Origin of the sequence: Streptomyces caniferus, assembly GCF_009811555.1 — a bacterium.
Taxonomy (GTDB): domain Bacteria; phylum Actinomycetota; class Actinomycetes; order Streptomycetales; family Streptomycetaceae; genus Streptomyces; species Streptomyces caniferus.
The window spans coordinates 865,128-880,608 of record NZ_BLIN01000005.1; the positions used below are offsets into that span (position 1 = coordinate 865,128).

The window sequence follows — 15,481 nt, forward strand, 5'->3', positions numbered from 1 at the left end:
GCCCTCGCACAGAGCCGGCGGCCGGGCCCCCTCGGTGGCGCTCGCTCCGGGACCATGGCGGGCCATCGGCGACGCCCGTCCCGGAACATGGCAGGCCCCTCGCCGGCGCCCGCTCCGCGCCCATGACGGAACGTGTCACCGCGCCCCGTACACCGGCTGTGGGGTCCCGGCGGCGGCCAGCAGGTCGCGGGCGGTCCGCCCCGCCTCGGCCGGTGTCCAGCGGCTCTTCTTGTCCGCGGTGGGGCCGGGGCGCCAGCCCTCCATCACGGTGATCCGGCCCGCCTCGGCCTCGAAGACCCGGCCGGTGACCCCGGCGCTGTCGGCGGAGGACAGCCAGACCACCAGCGGGGAGACGTTCTCGGGAGCCATCGCGTCGAACTCGCCCGCGGCGGGCGCCGCCATCGTCCCGGCGAAGGTCCGCTCGGTCATCCGGGTACGAGCGGCCGGCGCGATGGCGTTGATCTGCACGCCGTAGGGGGCCAGTTCGGCGGCGGCGACGAGGGTGAGGCCGAGGATGCCGGCCTTGGCGGCGGCGTAGTTGCCCTGGCCGACGCTGCCGAGCAGTCCGGCGCCCGAACTGGTGTTGACGATCCGGGCATCGGGCGTCCGGCCGGCCTTGGCCTCGGCCCGCCAGTGGGCCGCGGCGTGCCGCAGCGGCAGGAAGTGGCCCTTGAGGTGGACGCGGATGACGGCGTCCCAGTCGTCCTCACCGAGGTTGACGAGCATCCGGTCGCGCAGGAATCCGGCGTTGTTGACGAGGGCGTCGAGGCGGCCGAAGGCGTCGAGGGCGGTGGCGACGAGCGAGGCGGCGCCGTCGGTGGTGGTGATGTCGCCGGTGTGCGCGACGGCCCGGCCGCCGCGGGCGCGGATCTCGTCGGCGACCTGCTGGGCCGGTCCGGGCGAGGCGCCGGCCCCGTCGGCGGCCACGCCGAGGTCGTTCACCACCACCCGCGCGCCTTCGGCGGCGAGGGCCAGGGCATGGGCGCGGCCGAGGCCGCGGCCGGCTCCGGTGACCACGGCCACGCGTCCCGTGCAGATTCCGGTGCCGGTCATGTCCGTTCTCCTGTTCCGGTCACGTCAGGTGTCCTTCGTCGCGTCGGGCGGGGCGGGATGGTTGACGGTGGCGGCCTCGAGGAAGGCGGGCCGCTCGCCGCCGCCGTGGACGAGCAGGCTCGCGCCGGTCAGATACGCGGCGCGGTCGGAGGCGAGGAAGACGCAGGCGTCGCCGATCTCGGCGGGTTCGGCGAGCCGGCCGAGCGGGACGGTGGCGCCGACGGCCGCGACGCCCGCCTCGTCGCCGTAGTGCAGGGCGGTGAGTTCGGTGCGCACCATGCCGAGGACGAGGGTGTTGACCCGGACCCGGGGCGCCCATTCGACGGCCATGGAGCGGGCGAGGTGGTCCAGGCCCGCCTTGGCCGCGCCGTAGGCGGCGGTGCCGGGCGAGGGGCGGGTGCCGCTGACGCTGCCGATCATGATGACCGAGCCGCCGGCCGGCCGGTCCCGCATCACCTCGTACGCGGCGAGCGAGGCGGTCAGCGGCGCGAGGAGGTTGAGTTCGACGACCCGGGCGTGCCGTTCGGCGTCCGTCTGCCCGAGCAGCCGGTACGGCGTGCCGCCGGCGTTGTTCACCAGGCAGTCCAACCGTCCGTGTTCGGCGGCGAGTCGTGCGAAGAAGGCGCGGACGGCGGCCGGGTCGCGCAGGTCGAGGGGGCGGAAGTGCGCACGGCGGCCGGCCGCCTCGACGGGGGTGTCCGGCGGCCGTCGCGCGCAGACCACCACCTCGGCTCCTGCCTGCAGGAAGGCGCGGGCGATGCCGGCGCCGACGCCCCGGGTGCCACCGGTGACGACGGCCAGCCGCCCGGACAGATCGAGAGCCAGGCTCAACGGACACCCCTCCCGCAGCGCACCGTCCGCTGCTAACTTCGCTACCTAACAAACGCTTGGTGGAAAGGTAGCTGATCTGCTCATGGGTGTCTCCACCTCCGAGCCGGACCAGGGCATCGCCGTCGTCACCGCCGACTACCCTCCGGTCAACGCCCTGCCCGTACAGGGCTGGTACGACCTCGCCGACGCCGTGCGCGCGGCCGGCCGCGACCCCGCCGTCCGCTGCGTCGTCCTCGCCGCGACCGGCCGCGGCTTCAACGCGGGGGTCGACATCAAGGAACTGCAGCGGGACACCACGACCGGCGGGCACGAGGCCCTGCTCGGCGCCAACCGCGGCTGCGCGGCGGCGTTCTCGGCGGTCTACGAGTGCGAAGTGCCCGTCGTCGCGGCCGTACACGGCTTCTGTCTGGGCGGCGGCATCGGCCTCGTCGGCAACGCGGACGTGATCGTGGCCGGTGACGACGCCACGTTCGGGCTGCCGGAGCTGGACCGCGGCGCGCTCGGCGCGGCCACCCATCTCGCCCGGCTGGTCCCCCAGCACCTGCTGCGCTCGCTCTACTACACCTCCCGCACCGTCACCGCCGCCGAACTGCAGGCGCACGGCTCCGTCTGGCAGGTCGTCCCGCGTGCGGAACTGCCCGCCGCCGCCCGGGAGGTGGCGCGGGAGATCGCGCGCAAGGACGGATTCCTCCTCCGGCTTGCTAAGGCCGCCCTCAACGGCATCGACCCCGTCGACGTACGGCGCAGCTACCGCTTCGAGCAGGGCTTCACCTTCGAGGCGAACCTCAGCGGAGTCGCCGACCGCGTCCGCGACACCTTCGGTGCGCCGGGCGCCACACCGACGAAGGAAGGCTGATCCGTGACCGACAAGACCATGACACCCGAGGACGTCGTCTCCCGGCTGCGCAGCGGCATGACCCTCGGCATCGGCGGCTGGGGGTCGCGCCGTAAACCGATGGCGCTGGTGCGGGCGCTGCTCCGCTCCGACATCACCGATCTGACGGTGATCTCGTACGGCGGTCCCGATGTCGGGCTGCTCGCCGCCGCCGGCCGGATCCGCACCCTGGTCGCGGCGTTCGCGACCCTCGATTCGATCCCCCTCGAACCGCACTTCCGCGCGGCCCGGCAGCGCGGCGCGTTCGAGCTGAGGGAGGTCGACGAGGCGATGTTCATGTGGGGGCTGCACGCCGCCGCCAACCGGCTGCCGTTCCTGCCGGTACGGGCCGGCCTCGGCTCGGACGTGATGCGTGTCAACCCCGGCCTGAAGACCGTCACTTCGCCCTACGAGGACGGCGAGACCTTCGTGGCGATGCCGGCCCTGCGGATGGACGCGGCGCTGGTCCATCTGCACCGCGCCGACCGGCTCGGAAACGGCCAGTACCTGGGCCCCGACCCGTACTTCGACGATCTGTTCTGCGAGGCCGCGGACAGCGCCTACGTCTCCTGCGAGCGGCTCGTGGACGACTTCGCCACGGCCGTCCCGCAGACCCTCCTGGTCAAGCGGCATGCGGTCACCGGAGTCGTCGAGGCCCCGAACGGCGCGCACTTCACCTCCTGCGCCCCCGACTACGGGCGCGACGAGCCCTTCCAGAAGCTGTACGCGACCACGCCCTGGCCGCAGTTCGCCGAGCGGTTCCTGTCCGGGGACGAGAAGGCGTACCGGTCCGCGGTCGAGTCCTGGCACGAGGAGCAGCAGTGAAGCCCACGAGTACGACGACCCGCGCCGAGTACTGCGCGATCGCGTGTGCAGATGCCTGGCTCGACGGCGGCGAGGTGCTCGCCAGCCCGATGGGCCTGATCCCGTCGATCGGCGCCCGGCTCGCCAAGCGCACCTTCTCCCCGGATCTGCTGCTCACCGACGGCGAGGCCATGATCGTCGGGCTCGACGGGGCGGTCGAGGGCTGGCTGCCCTACCGTCAGCACCTCACCATGGTCACCGGTGGGCGGCGCCATGTGATGATGGGCGCGAGCCAGCTCGACCGCTTCGGCAACCAGAACATCTCCTGCATCGGCGACTGGCAGCAGCCCGCGCGCCAGCTCCTCGGTGTCCGCGGCGCCCCGGTCAACACCCTGAACAATCCGGTCAGTTACTGGGTGCCGAAGCACTCGAAGCGGGTCTTCGTCCCCCGGGTCGACATGGTCAGCGGGGTCGGATACGACAGCGCGGCCGCCGCCGGGCCGTCCGCGACCCGTTTCCACCGCATTCCGCGTGTCGTCTCCGACCTCGGTGTCCTCGACTTCGAGACCGCGGACCACGCCATGCGGCTCGCCTCGGTGCACCCGGGCGTGACGGTCGAGGAGGTCCAGGAGGCCACCGGCTTCCCGCTCGTGCTCCCCGACGAGGTGCCCCGCACGCGGGAGCCCACCGCCACCGAACTACGGCTGATCCGTACCGTCATCGACCCGGACGGGCTGCGCGAGCGCGAGGTGCCGGCGGTATGACGGAGGTGCGGATCGAGACGCCGCTGACCGAGCTCGTCGGGGTGCGCCATCCCCTCGTCCAGACCGGCATGGGGTGGGTGGCGGGGCCCCGGCTGGTCTCGGCCGCGGCCGAGGCGGGCGCCCTGGGCATCCTCGCCTCGGCCACGATGACCGTCGGGCAACTGCGCGCGGCGGTCCGCGAGGTCGCCTCCCGCACCCAGGCGCCCTTCGGGGTCAACCTCCGCGCGGACGCGGGAGACGCGGGCGAGCGGGTACGCGTCCTCGTGGAGGAGGGCGTACGGGTCGCCTCGTTCGCGCTGGCCCCCTCCCGTGAGCTGATCGCCCGGCTCAAGGACGCGGGGGTCGTCGTGATCCCGTCCGTCGGCGCCCGCCGCCATGCCGAGAAGGTCGCGGCCTGGGGCGCGGACGCGGTCCTCGTCCAGGGCGGGGAGGGCGGCGGCCACACCGGGAACGTCGCCACGAGCGTGCTGCTCCCGCAGATCGTGGACGCGGTCGACATCCCGGTCGTCGCCGCGGGCGGCTTCTTCGACGGCCGGGGTCTGGTCGCGGCGCTCGCCTACGGCGCGGCCGGTATCGCCATGGGCACCCGCTTCCTGCTGACGACGGACAGCACCGTGCCCCGGGCCGTACAGGACCGCTATCTGGCGGCGGGCGTCACGGACATCACCGTCACCACGAAGGTGGACGGTCTGCCGCACCGGATGCTGCGCAGCGAACTGGTCGAGTCGCTGGAGCGGTCCGGGCGCGCCGGCACGCTGCTCACGGCGGTCCGCCGGGCCGCCTCGTTCCGGAAGCTGGCCGGCCTGAGCTGGGCGCAGCTGGTGCGTGACGGCCTGGCGATGAAGCACGGCAGGGACCTCACCTGGGGCCAGGTCCTGCTCGCCGCCAACACCCCGATGCTGCTGAAGGCGTCCATGGTGGACGGCCGTACCGACCTCGGGGTGATGGCCTCCGGCCAGGTCGCCGGTGTGCTCGAGGACCTGCCGTCCTGCGCCGAACTCGTCGACCGGATCATGGCCGACGCACACGCGACACTGGGCGCGCTGCCCCGCTGAGCGGCCCGCCGGACGACCGGCGGGCCGGGGCGGGCCGGGCAGGGGCCGGCGGTCAGAGCCGCTCGATGATCGTGACATTGGCCTGGCCGCCGCCCTCGCACATGGTCTGCAGCCCGAACCGGCCACCGGTGCGCTCCAGTTCGTGCAGCAGCGTCGTCATCAGCCGGACGCCGGTCGCGCCCAGCGGATGGCCGAGCGCGATGGCGCCGCCGTTGACATTGACCCGCTCCGGGTCGGCGCCGGTCTCCTGCAGCCAGGCCAGCACCACGGGGGCGAACGCCTCATTGATCTCCACCAGATCGATGTCGCCGAGGGACATCCCGGCCTTCTTCAGCGCGTACGCCGTCGCCGGGATCGGAGCGGACAGCATCCGGATCGGGTCCTCCCCGCGTACCGACAGATGGTGGATGCGGGCGCGCGGCGTGAGGCCGTGGTCGGCCACCGCCCGCTCGGAGGCGAGGAGCAGGGCGGCCGCGCCGTCGGAGACCTGCGAGGAGACCGCCGCCGTCAGCCGGCCGCCCTCGACGACCGGCGCCAGCCGGGCCATCTTCTCCCGCGAGGTGTGCCGGCGCGGGCCCTCGTCGGTGGTGACGTCCCGGAAGGGGACGGTCTCCCGGTCGAAGCGGCCCTCGTCGAGGGCGCGGACGGCCCGCTGGTGCGAACGGAGCGCGAACTCCTCCATGTCCGTACGGGAGATGTGCCACTTGTCGGCGATGAGCTCGGCACCGTGGAACTGGTTGACGGGCGCCTCGCCGTAGCGGGCGCGCCAGCCCGCCGAGCCGGCGAACGGGCCGTCGGTCAGTCCCAGCGGGGCGGCGGCCTGCCTGCTGGCGAAGGCGATCGGGATCTGCGACATGTTCTGCACACCGCCCGCGACCACCAGGTCCTGGGTGCCGGAGAGCACTGCCTGCGCGGCGAAGTGCACGGCCTGCTGCGAGGAGCCGCACTGACGGTCGACGGTGACACCGGGCACCTCCTCGGGCAGCCCGGCGGCGAGCCAGCAGGTCCGGGCGATGTCCCCGGCCTGCGGGCCCACCGTGTCCAGACAGCCGAAGACGACGTCCTCGACGGCGGCGGGATCGGCGCCGCTGCGCGCCATCAGCGCCGTCAGCACATGGGCGCCCAGGTCGGCGGGGTGGACGGCCGACAGACCGCCGCCCTTCTTGCCCACCGGGGTGCGGACCGCCTCGACGATATAGGCCTCGGACATGGAGTCTCCTTGGTCAGATTCTGCGGAGGTGGGGGCCGGTTCCGCAAGGCGGTGCCGGCCGCCCCCCGGCGGGTTCCGGCAGGCGGTCTCCCCGGGGCCGCGCGGCGCCCGGCCCGCCGCGCCTCAGGCGCGCTGGGAGCTGACGGACACCGTTTCCCCGGTCATGTACGAGGCGTAGTCGCCGGCCAGGAAGACGATGACATTGGCGACCTCCCAGGGTTCGGCGCCACGGCCGAACGCCTCCCGCCCGGTGAGCTCCGCCAGCAGTTCGGGCGTGGTCACCTTGGCCAGGTGCGGGTGCATCGCGAGGCTGGGCGAGACCGCGTTGACGCGTACGCCGTACTCGGCGGCCTCCACGGCGGCGCACCGGGTCAGCGCCATCACCCCGGCCTTGGCCGCGGCGTAGTGGGCCTGGCCGCGCTGGGCACGCCAGCCGACGACCGAGGCATTGTTGACGATCACGCCGCCGCGGCCGGCGGCCTTCATCCGGCGCAGGGCGGCGCGGGTGCAGCGGAAGGTGCCGTTCAGGGTCACGTCGAGGACCGTGTCCCACTGGGTGTCGGTCATCTCGACGAGATCGGCGGTGCCGCCGAGCCCGGCGTTGTTGACCACGATGTCGAGGCGGCCATGGCGCTCTTCCGCCGTGTCCAGCAGGGCGTTGACCTGGTTCTCGTCGGTGACGTCGCAGGGCAGCGACGCCACCTTGCCGGCGCCGAACTCCTCGGCGAGCGCCTCGGCGGTGGCCGTGAGACGGCGTGCGTGGGCGTCGCCGAGGAGCACCCGGGCGCCCTCCTCCAGGAATCTGCGGGCGGTGGCACCGCCGATACCGGCTCCGGCGGCCGCGGTGACGACGGCGGTCCGGCCGTCGAGCAGGTGGTGGCCGGGCACATAGGGCGGCGGTGTCATGCGTGAGCCTCCTCTTCCCGCAGCCTCCTGCGGGTCCCGGGCGCAGGCTCTCGACGGTGGCGGGGGCCTCGACGCCGCTCGTGCCGGTACGTTAATCTACCAAACACTTGTTAGGGAAGGGAGGGCGGATGCCCGCTGCCCGGCACGACGAGCTCGCGCACGACGCACGGGAGGGACCGGCCGCGACCGTCACCCGGGAGGCGAGTGCCTGATGGATCTCCATGTCACCGCCGCGGAGGACGCGTTCCGGGCCGAGGCCCGCGACTGGCTCGCCGCGCAGGCGCCCGCCGTTCCGCTGCCGTCGCTGGAGACCGCGGAGGGGTTCGCCGCCCACCGGGAGTGGGAGCGCCGGCTCGCCGCGGACCGCTGGTCGGTGGTCTCCTGGCCCCGGGAGTACGGCGGCAGGGACGCTTCGCTCCTGCAGTGGCTGCTGTTCGAGGAGGAGTACTACGCCGCGGGCGCCCCCGGACGGGTCGGCCAGAACGGCATCAACCTCCTCGCCCCCACCCTCTTCGAGCACGGCACCGACGAGCAACGCGCCCGCATCCTCGGCCCCATGGCGCGCGGCGAGGTCGTCTGGGCGCAGGCCTGGTCGGAGCCGGAGTCGGGGTCGGACCTGGCGTCGCTGCGCTCGACCGCCGTACGGACCGACGGCGGCTGGCTGCTGAACGGGCAGAAGACCTGGTCGTCCCGGGCCGCCTTCGCCGACCGCGCCTTCGGACTGTTCCGCAGCGACCCGGACGCCGCCCGTCCGCACCAGGGGCTCAGCTATCTGATGTTCCCGCTGGACGCCCCGGGCGTGACGGTACGTCCGCTCGGCCGCCTGGACGGCAAGCCGGCCTTCGCCGAACTCTTCCTCGACGACGTCTTCGTGCCGGACGCGGACGTCATCGGCGCACCGGGGCAGGGGTGGCGGGTCGCCATGAGCACCGCCGGCAACGAACGCGGTCTGACGCTGCGCAGTCCGGGCCGCTTCACCGCGGCCGCCGAGCGGCTGGCCGCACTGTGGCGCGAGACCTCCGGGCCGGCCGGTACGGCGCTCGGCGAGCGGGTGGCCGACGCGCTGATCGGCGCCAGGGCCTACCAGTTGTTCGGCTACGCGCATGCCTCCCGGCTCGCCGCCGGCGGGTCGATCGGCGCCGAGTCGAGCCTGAACAAGGTCTTCTGGTCCGAGTTCGACATCGCCCTGCACGAGACCGCCCTGGACCTGCTCGGCCCGCAGGGCATGCTCGCCGACGACGCCGACGAGGCCCCCGCACACGGGAGCTGGGCCGACGGGTACACCTTCTCGCTCGCCGGGCCGATCTACGCCGGCACCAACGAGATCCAGCGCGACATCATCGCCGAGCGGCTGCTCGGTCTGCCGAAGGGACGCCGGTGATGCGCTTCCTCCTGACCGAGGAGCAGCGGGAGTTCACCCGCACGCTGGACGGCATGCTCGGGGCGTCCGGCACCCCGGCCGCGGCGCGGGCCTGGGCCGCCGGGGAGCGGAAGCCGGGCCGTGAGCTGTGGGCGCGGATCGCGGCCACGGGCGTGTTCGCACTCGCCGTTCCGGAACGCTCCGGAGGCGTGGGCCCGCTCCCGGTCGAACTGGCGCTGGCCTTCGTGGAGTTGGGACGGCACGCCGTACCGGGCCCGCTGGTGGAGACGGTGTCCGCGGCCGCGCTCCTGGAGCGTCTCGGCGAGGATGCCGCACGGGAGGCCTGGCTGCCGCGGATCGCCGCGGGCGAGGCCGTCCTCAGCCTGTGCGCCGGGGGCCCGTACGCCGTGGACGCGGATGCCGCCGATGCCGTCCTCGTCGTGCGGGGCGACACGGTGCTCGAAACGGACGCCCACGGCCCCGTGCAGCCCTCCCTCGATCCCGCCCGCCGGCTGTCCCGCCCGCTCGGCGGCCGCGTGTTGGCCGAGGGCCCCGCGGTGGCGGCGGCCGCCGCACACGCCGCCGATGTCGCACGGCTCGCCACCGCCGCGCAGTCCCTCGGCCTCGGCCGGGCGCTGCTGGCGGCGACGGTGTCCTACGTCAAGCAGCGCACCCAGTTCCAGGCGGCCATCGGCTCGTTCCAGGCGGTCAAGCACCGGCTGGCGGACACCCTGATCGGGCTGGAGTTCGCGCAGCCGCTGGTGTACGCGGCGGCCCTGGCGGTGGCGGCGGGCGCCCCGTCGGCGGGCCGGGAGGTGGCGGCGGCGAAGGTCGCGGCGGGCGAGGCGGGGTATGCCGCGGCGCGTACGGCACTGCAGTTGCACGGCGCCCTCGGCTACACCGACGAACCGGACCTCTCACTGTGGATCCGCAAGGCCCGCCCGCTGCGCGACGCTTGGGGAACCCCGGCCGACTGCCGCGCGCGCGTCCTGTCCGCCTGATGCCGCGGGGGCGTCAGCTACGTGAGTGGATTCACCATCTCACTTTCCCACGGGAGAATCCGCAGGTCAGAGACGCGAAATGAGCTCCAGGGGCGAGTCAACACTCTGTTGATGCCCGGTGCCGGGATTCGCTACGGTGATACCGTCGTGAGACACACACGAGGGGCTCCGCTCTCCCGAGCTGCAACTCGGAAGGTTCCAGCGGAACCCCTCGCACCGTTGTCGAAAGGCCCTGGCTGATCCCTCAGCTGGGGCCTTTCGTCGTCAGAGCCACTGGCTCACCCTGTCGACCACTGCGAACACGAGCATGACCACGGCAACGCATGCCGACACTCGCGGCGCGGTGATCTCGGGAGACCAACGCTCTGTCCAACGGTCCCGAATTCTCCGTAAGAGGATCTTCAAGACCGTCTCCTTCCCACCACCCCCGTCGGGGCGGCGGCCATACGGGAGTCGGTCCCGCACCGTGAAGGCGTTCGCACCCCCAGCTGGCTGAGCACGAACGACCCGAAGGTTCGTAGAGCTTATCCCGAGCGCTACACCGCGTGCGGACGGCGCTACTGTGCGGCAAACCGCCCAAAAACGGAAGTTGATCACGCGAAGCCGCTGCTCAGGACCTTGAGGGTCACGGCGTGCCGCGTTGGCAAGTGTGGCGCTTGCCTCACTTAAGCCAAAGCGCCCTAAATGGGCATCTAACCGGCATGCAATCCATGGGCAACCTTGTTTTCCATGGTTCAATCCCGTTCAGCTTGACCATCTCCAGCCCGCAAAACACTCACACGACGCTTATTTGGCACTGAGTGCCACCGTGCTCGCGACTGACGGGCCGGGAAAGTGGTTTGAGTGCCATGCATAGTTAGCACTTAAGGCGCGAAAGCGACGTAACGGACCTCAGATTCCAAGGCCGTATTGCCCCTTATTGCTGCTATAAACCATTCGCTGGGTTCTCCGGAGGCGTACGCGCACCACGGTTCCCGGGGCACGGCAAGGGGCCGTCCGCCGGGCCGGACGGCGGCGTACGCGAACGCCACGCCGCTACCGGCGCCTGCGGTCCAGCTCCTCCAGGTCGGCCAGCATCGCGTCGGCCAGATCCCGCTCGGAGGCGTAGTGCCGCTCCGACCACTTCAGGACGAGGGAGGGGTAGGCCGAGGCGTCGTCCGCGGGGGCGCACTCGGCGTCGGTCTCGGCACGCCGCCGCATCGTCTCCGCGTACTCCCGGTGCCGGCCCAGCACTTCACGCATCTGCTCAGCCTCCAGCAGATGGCCGAGCCACAGCCGCAGCATCACGCCGTGCTTGAGCACGGGGGGTTCCACCGGCGCCTCGCGCGCCCAGAGGCGGACCGCCGCCATCCCCTCGTCGGTGATCACATAGACCCGCTTGTCGCGGTTGCCGGTCTCCTGGGCGACCATCCGGGAGCTGAGGAAGCCGACCTTCTCCAGGCGCTTCAACTCGCCGTAGATCTGGCTGAAGGACGGGCTCCAGTAGAAGAAGCGCAGCGACCAGTCCGACCATTTCTTGAGGTCGTAGCCGGACAGCTCCTCACCGAAGGAGAGCAGGCCCAGCACCGCCCAACCGGTGGCCGGCAGTGCAGGTCGCTCCGCATCGCCGGCGCTCACGGCACCCGCCTTCTTCTCCGTCACGTTCCGCAGTGTACGGTCCGCCTCCGCGCACGCCCGACCGCCGCATCGCCAACTCCCGTCCCCCGCGCCCGGATTCCGCACGCCCCCAGCGCCGCCGTGCGAGAGGCTGCGTTGTCGCGTACCCGCACGCCCGGCGCCTCCCCGGCCGGTCCGACGAATGCCGCGGGACCGGCCGCGGCCAGCCGTCCCCTTTCCCCGGCGCACGCCCCGCCGCGGACCTCGCCCTCGAAGCGGCCGGCCGCGCGGTGCGGACCGGGACCCGCTGGCCAATAGTGGAAAGGTGAGCCCGCTACAGGGAGCTTCCCCGCGGTCCGGGCCGCAGCAGTCGGCCGGCGGGCCCGGCGGGGCGGTGCCGCGCAGACTGCGCTGTCTCGTGGAGCACGGCCGGCACGGCCTGCGTGCACACCGCTCCGTGGTCGGCAACGCGGTACGGGTGACAGCGGCCTCGTGCGTGGCCTTCTACCTGTGCCGCTACGCACTCGGCCTGACCGTCATGTCCGTCTACGCGACGTTCACCGTGGTCTCGCTCGGCGTGCTCGCCCGTATCCCGGGGTCCGGGCGCCAGCGCGCCACGACCGTGCTCACGGCGATCCCCGCCGGGCTGCTGCTCATCACGCTGGGCACGCTGCTCGCCGTACAGACCTGGGCCGCCGTCGTCGGCATGCTGGTCATCGGCTTCGTCGTGGCGTACGCGGGCACCACAGGACCGCGGATCGCCGGGGCCGCGCCCGGGATGCAACTGCTCTACATCCTGCCGTGCTTCCCGCCCTACGCCCCGGAGAACCTGGGTCAGCGGCTGTCCGGCTTCCTGCTGGGCGCGATCCTGCTGGCGCTGGCCCAGCGCTCCCTGGTGCCCGAACCGGACACGCCGCCCTTCCGCCGGCTGCTGGCCGACGCCGCCGATGCCGCCACGCGCCTGGCCGACCATCACGGCGGCCCGCTTCCCGTCCAGGCGCTCGCCCGGGCGCACCGGACCGGGGACGCCCTGCGTCCGTCGCGCGTACCGCCGGCCGACCTGCCCGCCTCCCCCACCCTCGCCCACAAGGCCATGGCGCACGCCACCGAGGCGGTCCGCACCCTGCTGGCCCGGCTGGAGACCCTGCACGCCTCGGCCGGTCCGGGGAGTTCCTACCACGCGGAGACGGTGGTGCTGCTGCAGGGCATCGGCGACACCGCGCGCGAGACGGCGAAGGCGCTGCGACGGGGCAAGCGGCTGCGGCCCGGTGAAGGGCCGTCCGCTGCTGTGCTGCAGAGCGAGCTGGCCCCGGTACGGACCCACCGGGCCGTGGACACGCTGGAGCGGCTCAGCGGCGACGACCGGCTGGTCTATCTGCGACGCCGTTCCCTGGTGGTGCAGGCCGCCGACTGCGCGGTCGTCCTCGCCCTGACCACCCGGCTGATGCTGGGCGACCGGTCCGTCGAACGGAGCCCCGCCGGGCACACCTTCTCCTATGCGCAGGCGCGCGCCCACGAGCTGTGGTGGCAGCGGCTGACCACGCACCTCACCCCCCGCTCGGTGATCTTCCAGAACGCCTGCCGGTTCGCGCTCGGGCTGGCCGCCGCGCGGGCCGTCGCCGGACTCCTGGATCTGCAGCACGGCTTCTGGGTGCTGCTGGCGACGCTCACCCTCACCCGCACCACCAGCCTGGAGACCTGGTCCGCGGTCCGGCAGGCGCTGCTCGGCACGCTGGTCGGCGCGGTGCTGGCCGGCGGGCTGCTGGCACTGGTCCACGACCGGGACACGGTGTACGCGGTCGTGCTGCCGGTGGTGATGCTGGTGGCGTTCATCGCGGGGCCGCTGCGCGGGCTGGCCTGGGCGCAGGGCGGGTTCACGCTGGTCGTGGCCACGCTGTTCGCGCAGGTCTCCCCCGTCACCTGGCAGTTGGCCCCGGTCCGGCTGGTGGATGTGCTGGTGGGCAGCCTCATCGGGCTGGCCTGCGGGCTGGTGGCCTGGCCACGGGGCGCGGGCCGCGAGGTGCGCCGCAGCATGGCGGGCCTGTGCGCGGTCATCGCCGACGCCATCGGCTACACCACCGCGCAACTCATCGACCGCTCCGGCGACCCCGACTGCCTCGCGATCAACCGGGCCCTCGTCCTCGCGCAGGAGAGCCTGGCCCAGTACCACTGCGAGTTGCGGGACGAGCGGGTGGGACAGCCGGACTGGCCCTCGGTGCTGGTCGCCGGGGCGGACGCGCGGCGCGGAGAACGGCTGCTGCCCGGCCGGCCCGGCCGGATCGCCCCGCAGGAGGTCGGCGCCTGGCTGCGCCGCGCGGCCGACCGGGCGGCGGCCGACTACCGTTCCCTCGCCGGGCATCTCCACGCGGACAGCGACGTGCCCCGGGAGGACACCCGGCCGCTCGACATCCGCGCGTTGCTGGCGGTGGCTCCGTCCGTCCCGCGCGACTGCCCGGACCGGGAGGCCCGCGCGCTCTCGGCGGCGCTGCTCCTCGACTCGGTGATCTGGCTCGATGCGCTCACCGCCGACCTGGACCGGATCCGCAAGGAGATGTGAGCGGCGCCGTCGGACCGGTTCGCCGCCGCCCGGGTCACCGCGTACCCGGCGGCCGCCACTCGATGAGCAGGATCGTGGCATCGTCGCTCAGCCGCCCGTTCCGGCTCTCCAGAATGGCGTGGATCAGCTGACGGAGCGCCTCCGAGGCGAGCTCGCCGGCCGCGGTGGCGCGGATGATGGAATCGGTGAAGCCCGCCAGGCCGAAGCGGCCGCCACCGGCCGTACGGGCCTCGGTCACCCCGTCGGTGTACAGCAGCACCCGGTCGCCCGGCTCCAGGGCCTCCCGGTGGACCGTGCGCGGCGCGTCGGCGAGCGTGGCGGGCATGCCCATCGGTGGTTCGCCGGGGCGTTCCAGCGCCTTGTGGACCTGGTGGTCGCGGATCAGCAGGGGCGGCGGATGGCCGCAGTTGCACCAGGTCAGCACTCCGCTGAGGAGGTCCAGCCGGGCGGCGATGCCGGTGCAGAACTGATCGGGCAGCCACTCGGCGAGCACGGTGTCCACGGTCCTGACGAGTTCGGGCAGGGCGGCGCCCATCCGCCGGGCGCTGCGGCAGCCGGCCATGGCGATCGACGTGGTCAGACCCGAGGCGAGGTTGTGCCCCATCGCGTCGAGGATCACCGCGTGCAGCGTCGACTCGGTCAGCGCGTGGTCGAAGGCGTCCCCGCCCAGCTCGTAGGCGGGTTCGAGGACGGCGGTGGACACCGCCCGCGCGCTGCCCACGGTCCGCGGGGGCAGCAGGGAGCGCACCAGCTCGGCGGGCAGCGTCATCGTGTCCGTACGGGTCTGCCGCACCAGGTGGTCGCTGACGCCCCGCTGGGAGGCGATCGCCATGGACAGGACCGCCACCAGCGTGCGGCAGCGCCGCAGCAGGGCGCCGTCCAGCGCATCGACGTGCATGCCCACCACCCCCACCCGGTCCGCGCCGTCGACCAGCGGCAGCCAGACGATCAGGGGGCCGGTGGCGCTCTCCTCGACGCGGAGCCCCAGCGTGCGATAGGCCCAGCCGGCCGGCGACTCGTCGACGAGGAGCCGCTCCCCGCCGGCGAGGGGCGTCAGCTGCCGCTGCTGGAGGTCCACGAGGTAGACGGCCACCCGGCGCAGACCGATCCGGGTGGCGTAGCGGTCGACCAGGGCCAGGAACCGGGACGGGGGCGCGGTGTGGACGGCCGCCAGGAATTCCTGCAGCAGGTACTCGCCGTCACCGGCCGGAACACTCTCCACGGGCATCCGCGCGTCCTTCCGAGCACCCTGCATCCCTTCGAGCACTGTGAGCCAAGTGTGCTCGGGGCGCCCGCGCCAGCCGGGAGCGCCATACGGCGGGTCGGGCGGCCCCCCGCGCGGGCGGGTCCGGATCGGGGCCCGCTTCGGCCTGCCCGGGTGCGGATGGGGTTGCGGGACCTGATCCTGAAGCAGTGGAGCCGTGTGTGAGGTGTGGCGTCGCCTCGCCCGGGCACTCGCCGGGCAGGAGC

The 15,481-nt window shown here is 73.3% G+C and carries 13 protein-coding genes; 7 read left to right on the plus strand and 6 right to left on the minus strand.

What is annotated here, in order from left to right; genetic code table 11:
• Positions 1–135: 135 nt before the first annotated feature.
• Both Scani_RS20355 and Scani_RS20360 read right to left on the minus strand, forming a co-directional pair.
• A complete protein-coding gene (locus Scani_RS20355) occupies positions 136–1,053 on the minus strand; it encodes an SDR family oxidoreductase (protein ID WP_159478407.1) in 918 nt (305 codons plus the stop codon).
• A gap of 24 nt (positions 1,054–1,077) precedes the next feature.
• Positions 1,078–1,884, minus strand: a complete 807-nt coding sequence (locus tag Scani_RS20360; protein WP_159478409.1) for an SDR family oxidoreductase — start codon at positions 1,882–1,884, stop codon at positions 1,078–1,080.
• Between the two features lie 82 nt (positions 1,885–1,966).
• On the opposite strand from Scani_RS20360, the gene Scani_RS20365 reads away from it, so the two are divergent.
• From Scani_RS20365 to Scani_RS20380, 4 genes are read left to right on the plus strand one after another with little or no spacing between them, the layout of a single operon-like run.
• Entirely contained in the window at positions 1,967–2,740 is a 774-nt protein-coding gene (locus Scani_RS20365) for an enoyl-CoA hydratase family protein (protein ID WP_159478412.1), read from the plus strand.
• 3 nt (positions 2,741–2,743) lie between these two features.
• Entirely contained in the window at positions 2,744–3,583 is an 840-nt protein-coding gene (locus Scani_RS20370) for a CoA transferase subunit A (RefSeq protein WP_159478415.1), read from the plus strand.
• Complete coding sequence (locus Scani_RS20375) at positions 3,580–4,326, plus strand: CoA-transferase subunit beta (protein ID WP_159478418.1); 747 nt, start codon at positions 3,580–3,582, stop codon at positions 4,324–4,326. Before Scani_RS20370 ends, Scani_RS20375 begins: the two co-directional genes overlap by 4 nt.
• Positions 4,323–5,381 carry an NAD(P)H-dependent flavin oxidoreductase gene (locus Scani_RS20380; RefSeq protein WP_159478421.1) on the plus strand — a complete coding sequence of 353 codons (1,059 nt, stop codon included), beginning with the start codon at positions 4,323–4,325 and terminating at the stop codon, positions 5,379–5,381. Before Scani_RS20375 ends, Scani_RS20380 begins: the two co-directional genes overlap by 4 nt.
• Positions 5,382–5,433: 52 nt before the next feature.
• Here Scani_RS20380 and Scani_RS20385 read toward each other — a convergent pair whose 3' ends face one another.
• Together Scani_RS20385 and Scani_RS20390 are read right to left on the minus strand one after the other, a co-directional pair.
• Positions 5,434–6,591 (minus strand): acetyl-CoA C-acetyltransferase, encoded by a 1,158-nt coding sequence (locus Scani_RS20385; protein ID WP_159478424.1) that lies wholly within the window; start codon positions 6,589–6,591, stop codon positions 5,434–5,436.
• Positions 6,592–6,714: 123 nt separating this feature from the next.
• Complete coding sequence (locus Scani_RS20390) at positions 6,715–7,497, minus strand: SDR family oxidoreductase (protein WP_159478427.1); 783 nt, start codon at positions 7,495–7,497, stop codon at positions 6,715–6,717.
• A 211-nt stretch (positions 7,498–7,708) separates the two neighbouring features.
• Here Scani_RS20390 and Scani_RS20395 point away from each other — a divergent pair, with 211 nt between their 5' ends.
• Together Scani_RS20395 and Scani_RS20400 are read left to right on the plus strand one after the other, a co-directional pair.
• The gene (locus tag Scani_RS20395; protein ID WP_159478430.1) at positions 7,709–8,878 is read left to right on the plus strand and encodes an acyl-CoA dehydrogenase family protein; all 1,170 of its coding nucleotides are present in this window, start codon (positions 7,709–7,711) and stop codon (positions 8,876–8,878) included.
• On the plus strand, positions 8,878–9,858 hold the full coding sequence (locus Scani_RS20400) for an acyl-CoA dehydrogenase family protein (RefSeq protein WP_159478432.1): 981 nt from the start codon (positions 8,878–8,880) through the stop codon (positions 9,856–9,858). The genes Scani_RS20395 and Scani_RS20400 overlap by 1 nt, the downstream gene beginning before the upstream one ends.
• 1,035 nt (positions 9,859–10,893) lie before the next feature.
• Here Scani_RS20400 and Scani_RS20405 read toward each other — a convergent pair.
• A complete protein-coding gene (locus Scani_RS20405; RefSeq protein ID WP_159478434.1) occupies positions 10,894–11,499 on the minus strand; it encodes a PadR family transcriptional regulator in 606 nt (201 codons plus the stop codon).
• Between the two features lie 280 nt (positions 11,500–11,779).
• Between Scani_RS20405 and Scani_RS20410 the strand changes: the two genes are divergently transcribed.
• On the plus strand, positions 11,780–14,011 hold the full coding sequence (locus Scani_RS20410) for an FUSC family protein (protein ID WP_159478436.1): 2,232 nt from the start codon (positions 11,780–11,782) through the stop codon (positions 14,009–14,011).
• 34 nt (positions 14,012–14,045) lie between these two features.
• Here the strand turns inward: Scani_RS20410 and Scani_RS20415 are convergent, their stop codons facing one another.
• On the minus strand, positions 14,046–15,239 hold the full coding sequence (locus Scani_RS20415) for a PP2C family protein-serine/threonine phosphatase (RefSeq protein WP_159478438.1): 1,194 nt from the start codon (positions 15,237–15,239) through the stop codon (positions 14,046–14,048).
• Between the last annotated feature and the right edge of the window lie 242 nt (positions 15,240–15,481).

Excerpts from the sequence above, each read along its gene's own strand:
- Scani_RS20355 (WP_159478407.1), bottom strand. The coding sequence starts at position 1,053 with ATGACCGGCACCGGAATCTGCACGGGACGCGTGGCCGTGGTCACCGGA.
- Scani_RS20365 (WP_159478412.1), top strand. The coding sequence starts at position 1,967 with ATGGGTGTCTCCACCTCCGAGCCGGACCAGGGCATCGCCGTCGTCACC.
- Scani_RS20380 (WP_159478421.1), top strand. The coding sequence starts at position 4,323 with ATGACGGAGGTGCGGATCGAGACGCCGCTGACCGAGCTCGTCGGGGTG.
- Scani_RS20385 (WP_159478424.1), bottom strand. The coding sequence starts at position 6,591 with ATGTCCGAGGCCTATATCGTCGAGGCGGTCCGCACCCCGGTGGGCAAG.
- Scani_RS20390 (WP_159478427.1), bottom strand. The coding sequence starts at position 7,497 with ATGACACCGCCGCCCTATGTGCCCGGCCACCACCTGCTCGACGGCCGG.
- Scani_RS20395 (WP_159478430.1), top strand. The coding sequence starts at position 7,709 with ATGGATCTCCATGTCACCGCCGCGGAGGACGCGTTCCGGGCCGAGGCC.
- Scani_RS20400 (WP_159478432.1), top strand. The coding sequence starts at position 8,878 with ATGCGCTTCCTCCTGACCGAGGAGCAGCGGGAGTTCACCCGCACGCTG.
- Scani_RS20415 (WP_159478438.1), bottom strand. The coding sequence starts at position 15,239 with ATGCCCGTGGAGAGTGTTCCGGCCGGTGACGGCGAGTACCTGCTGCAG.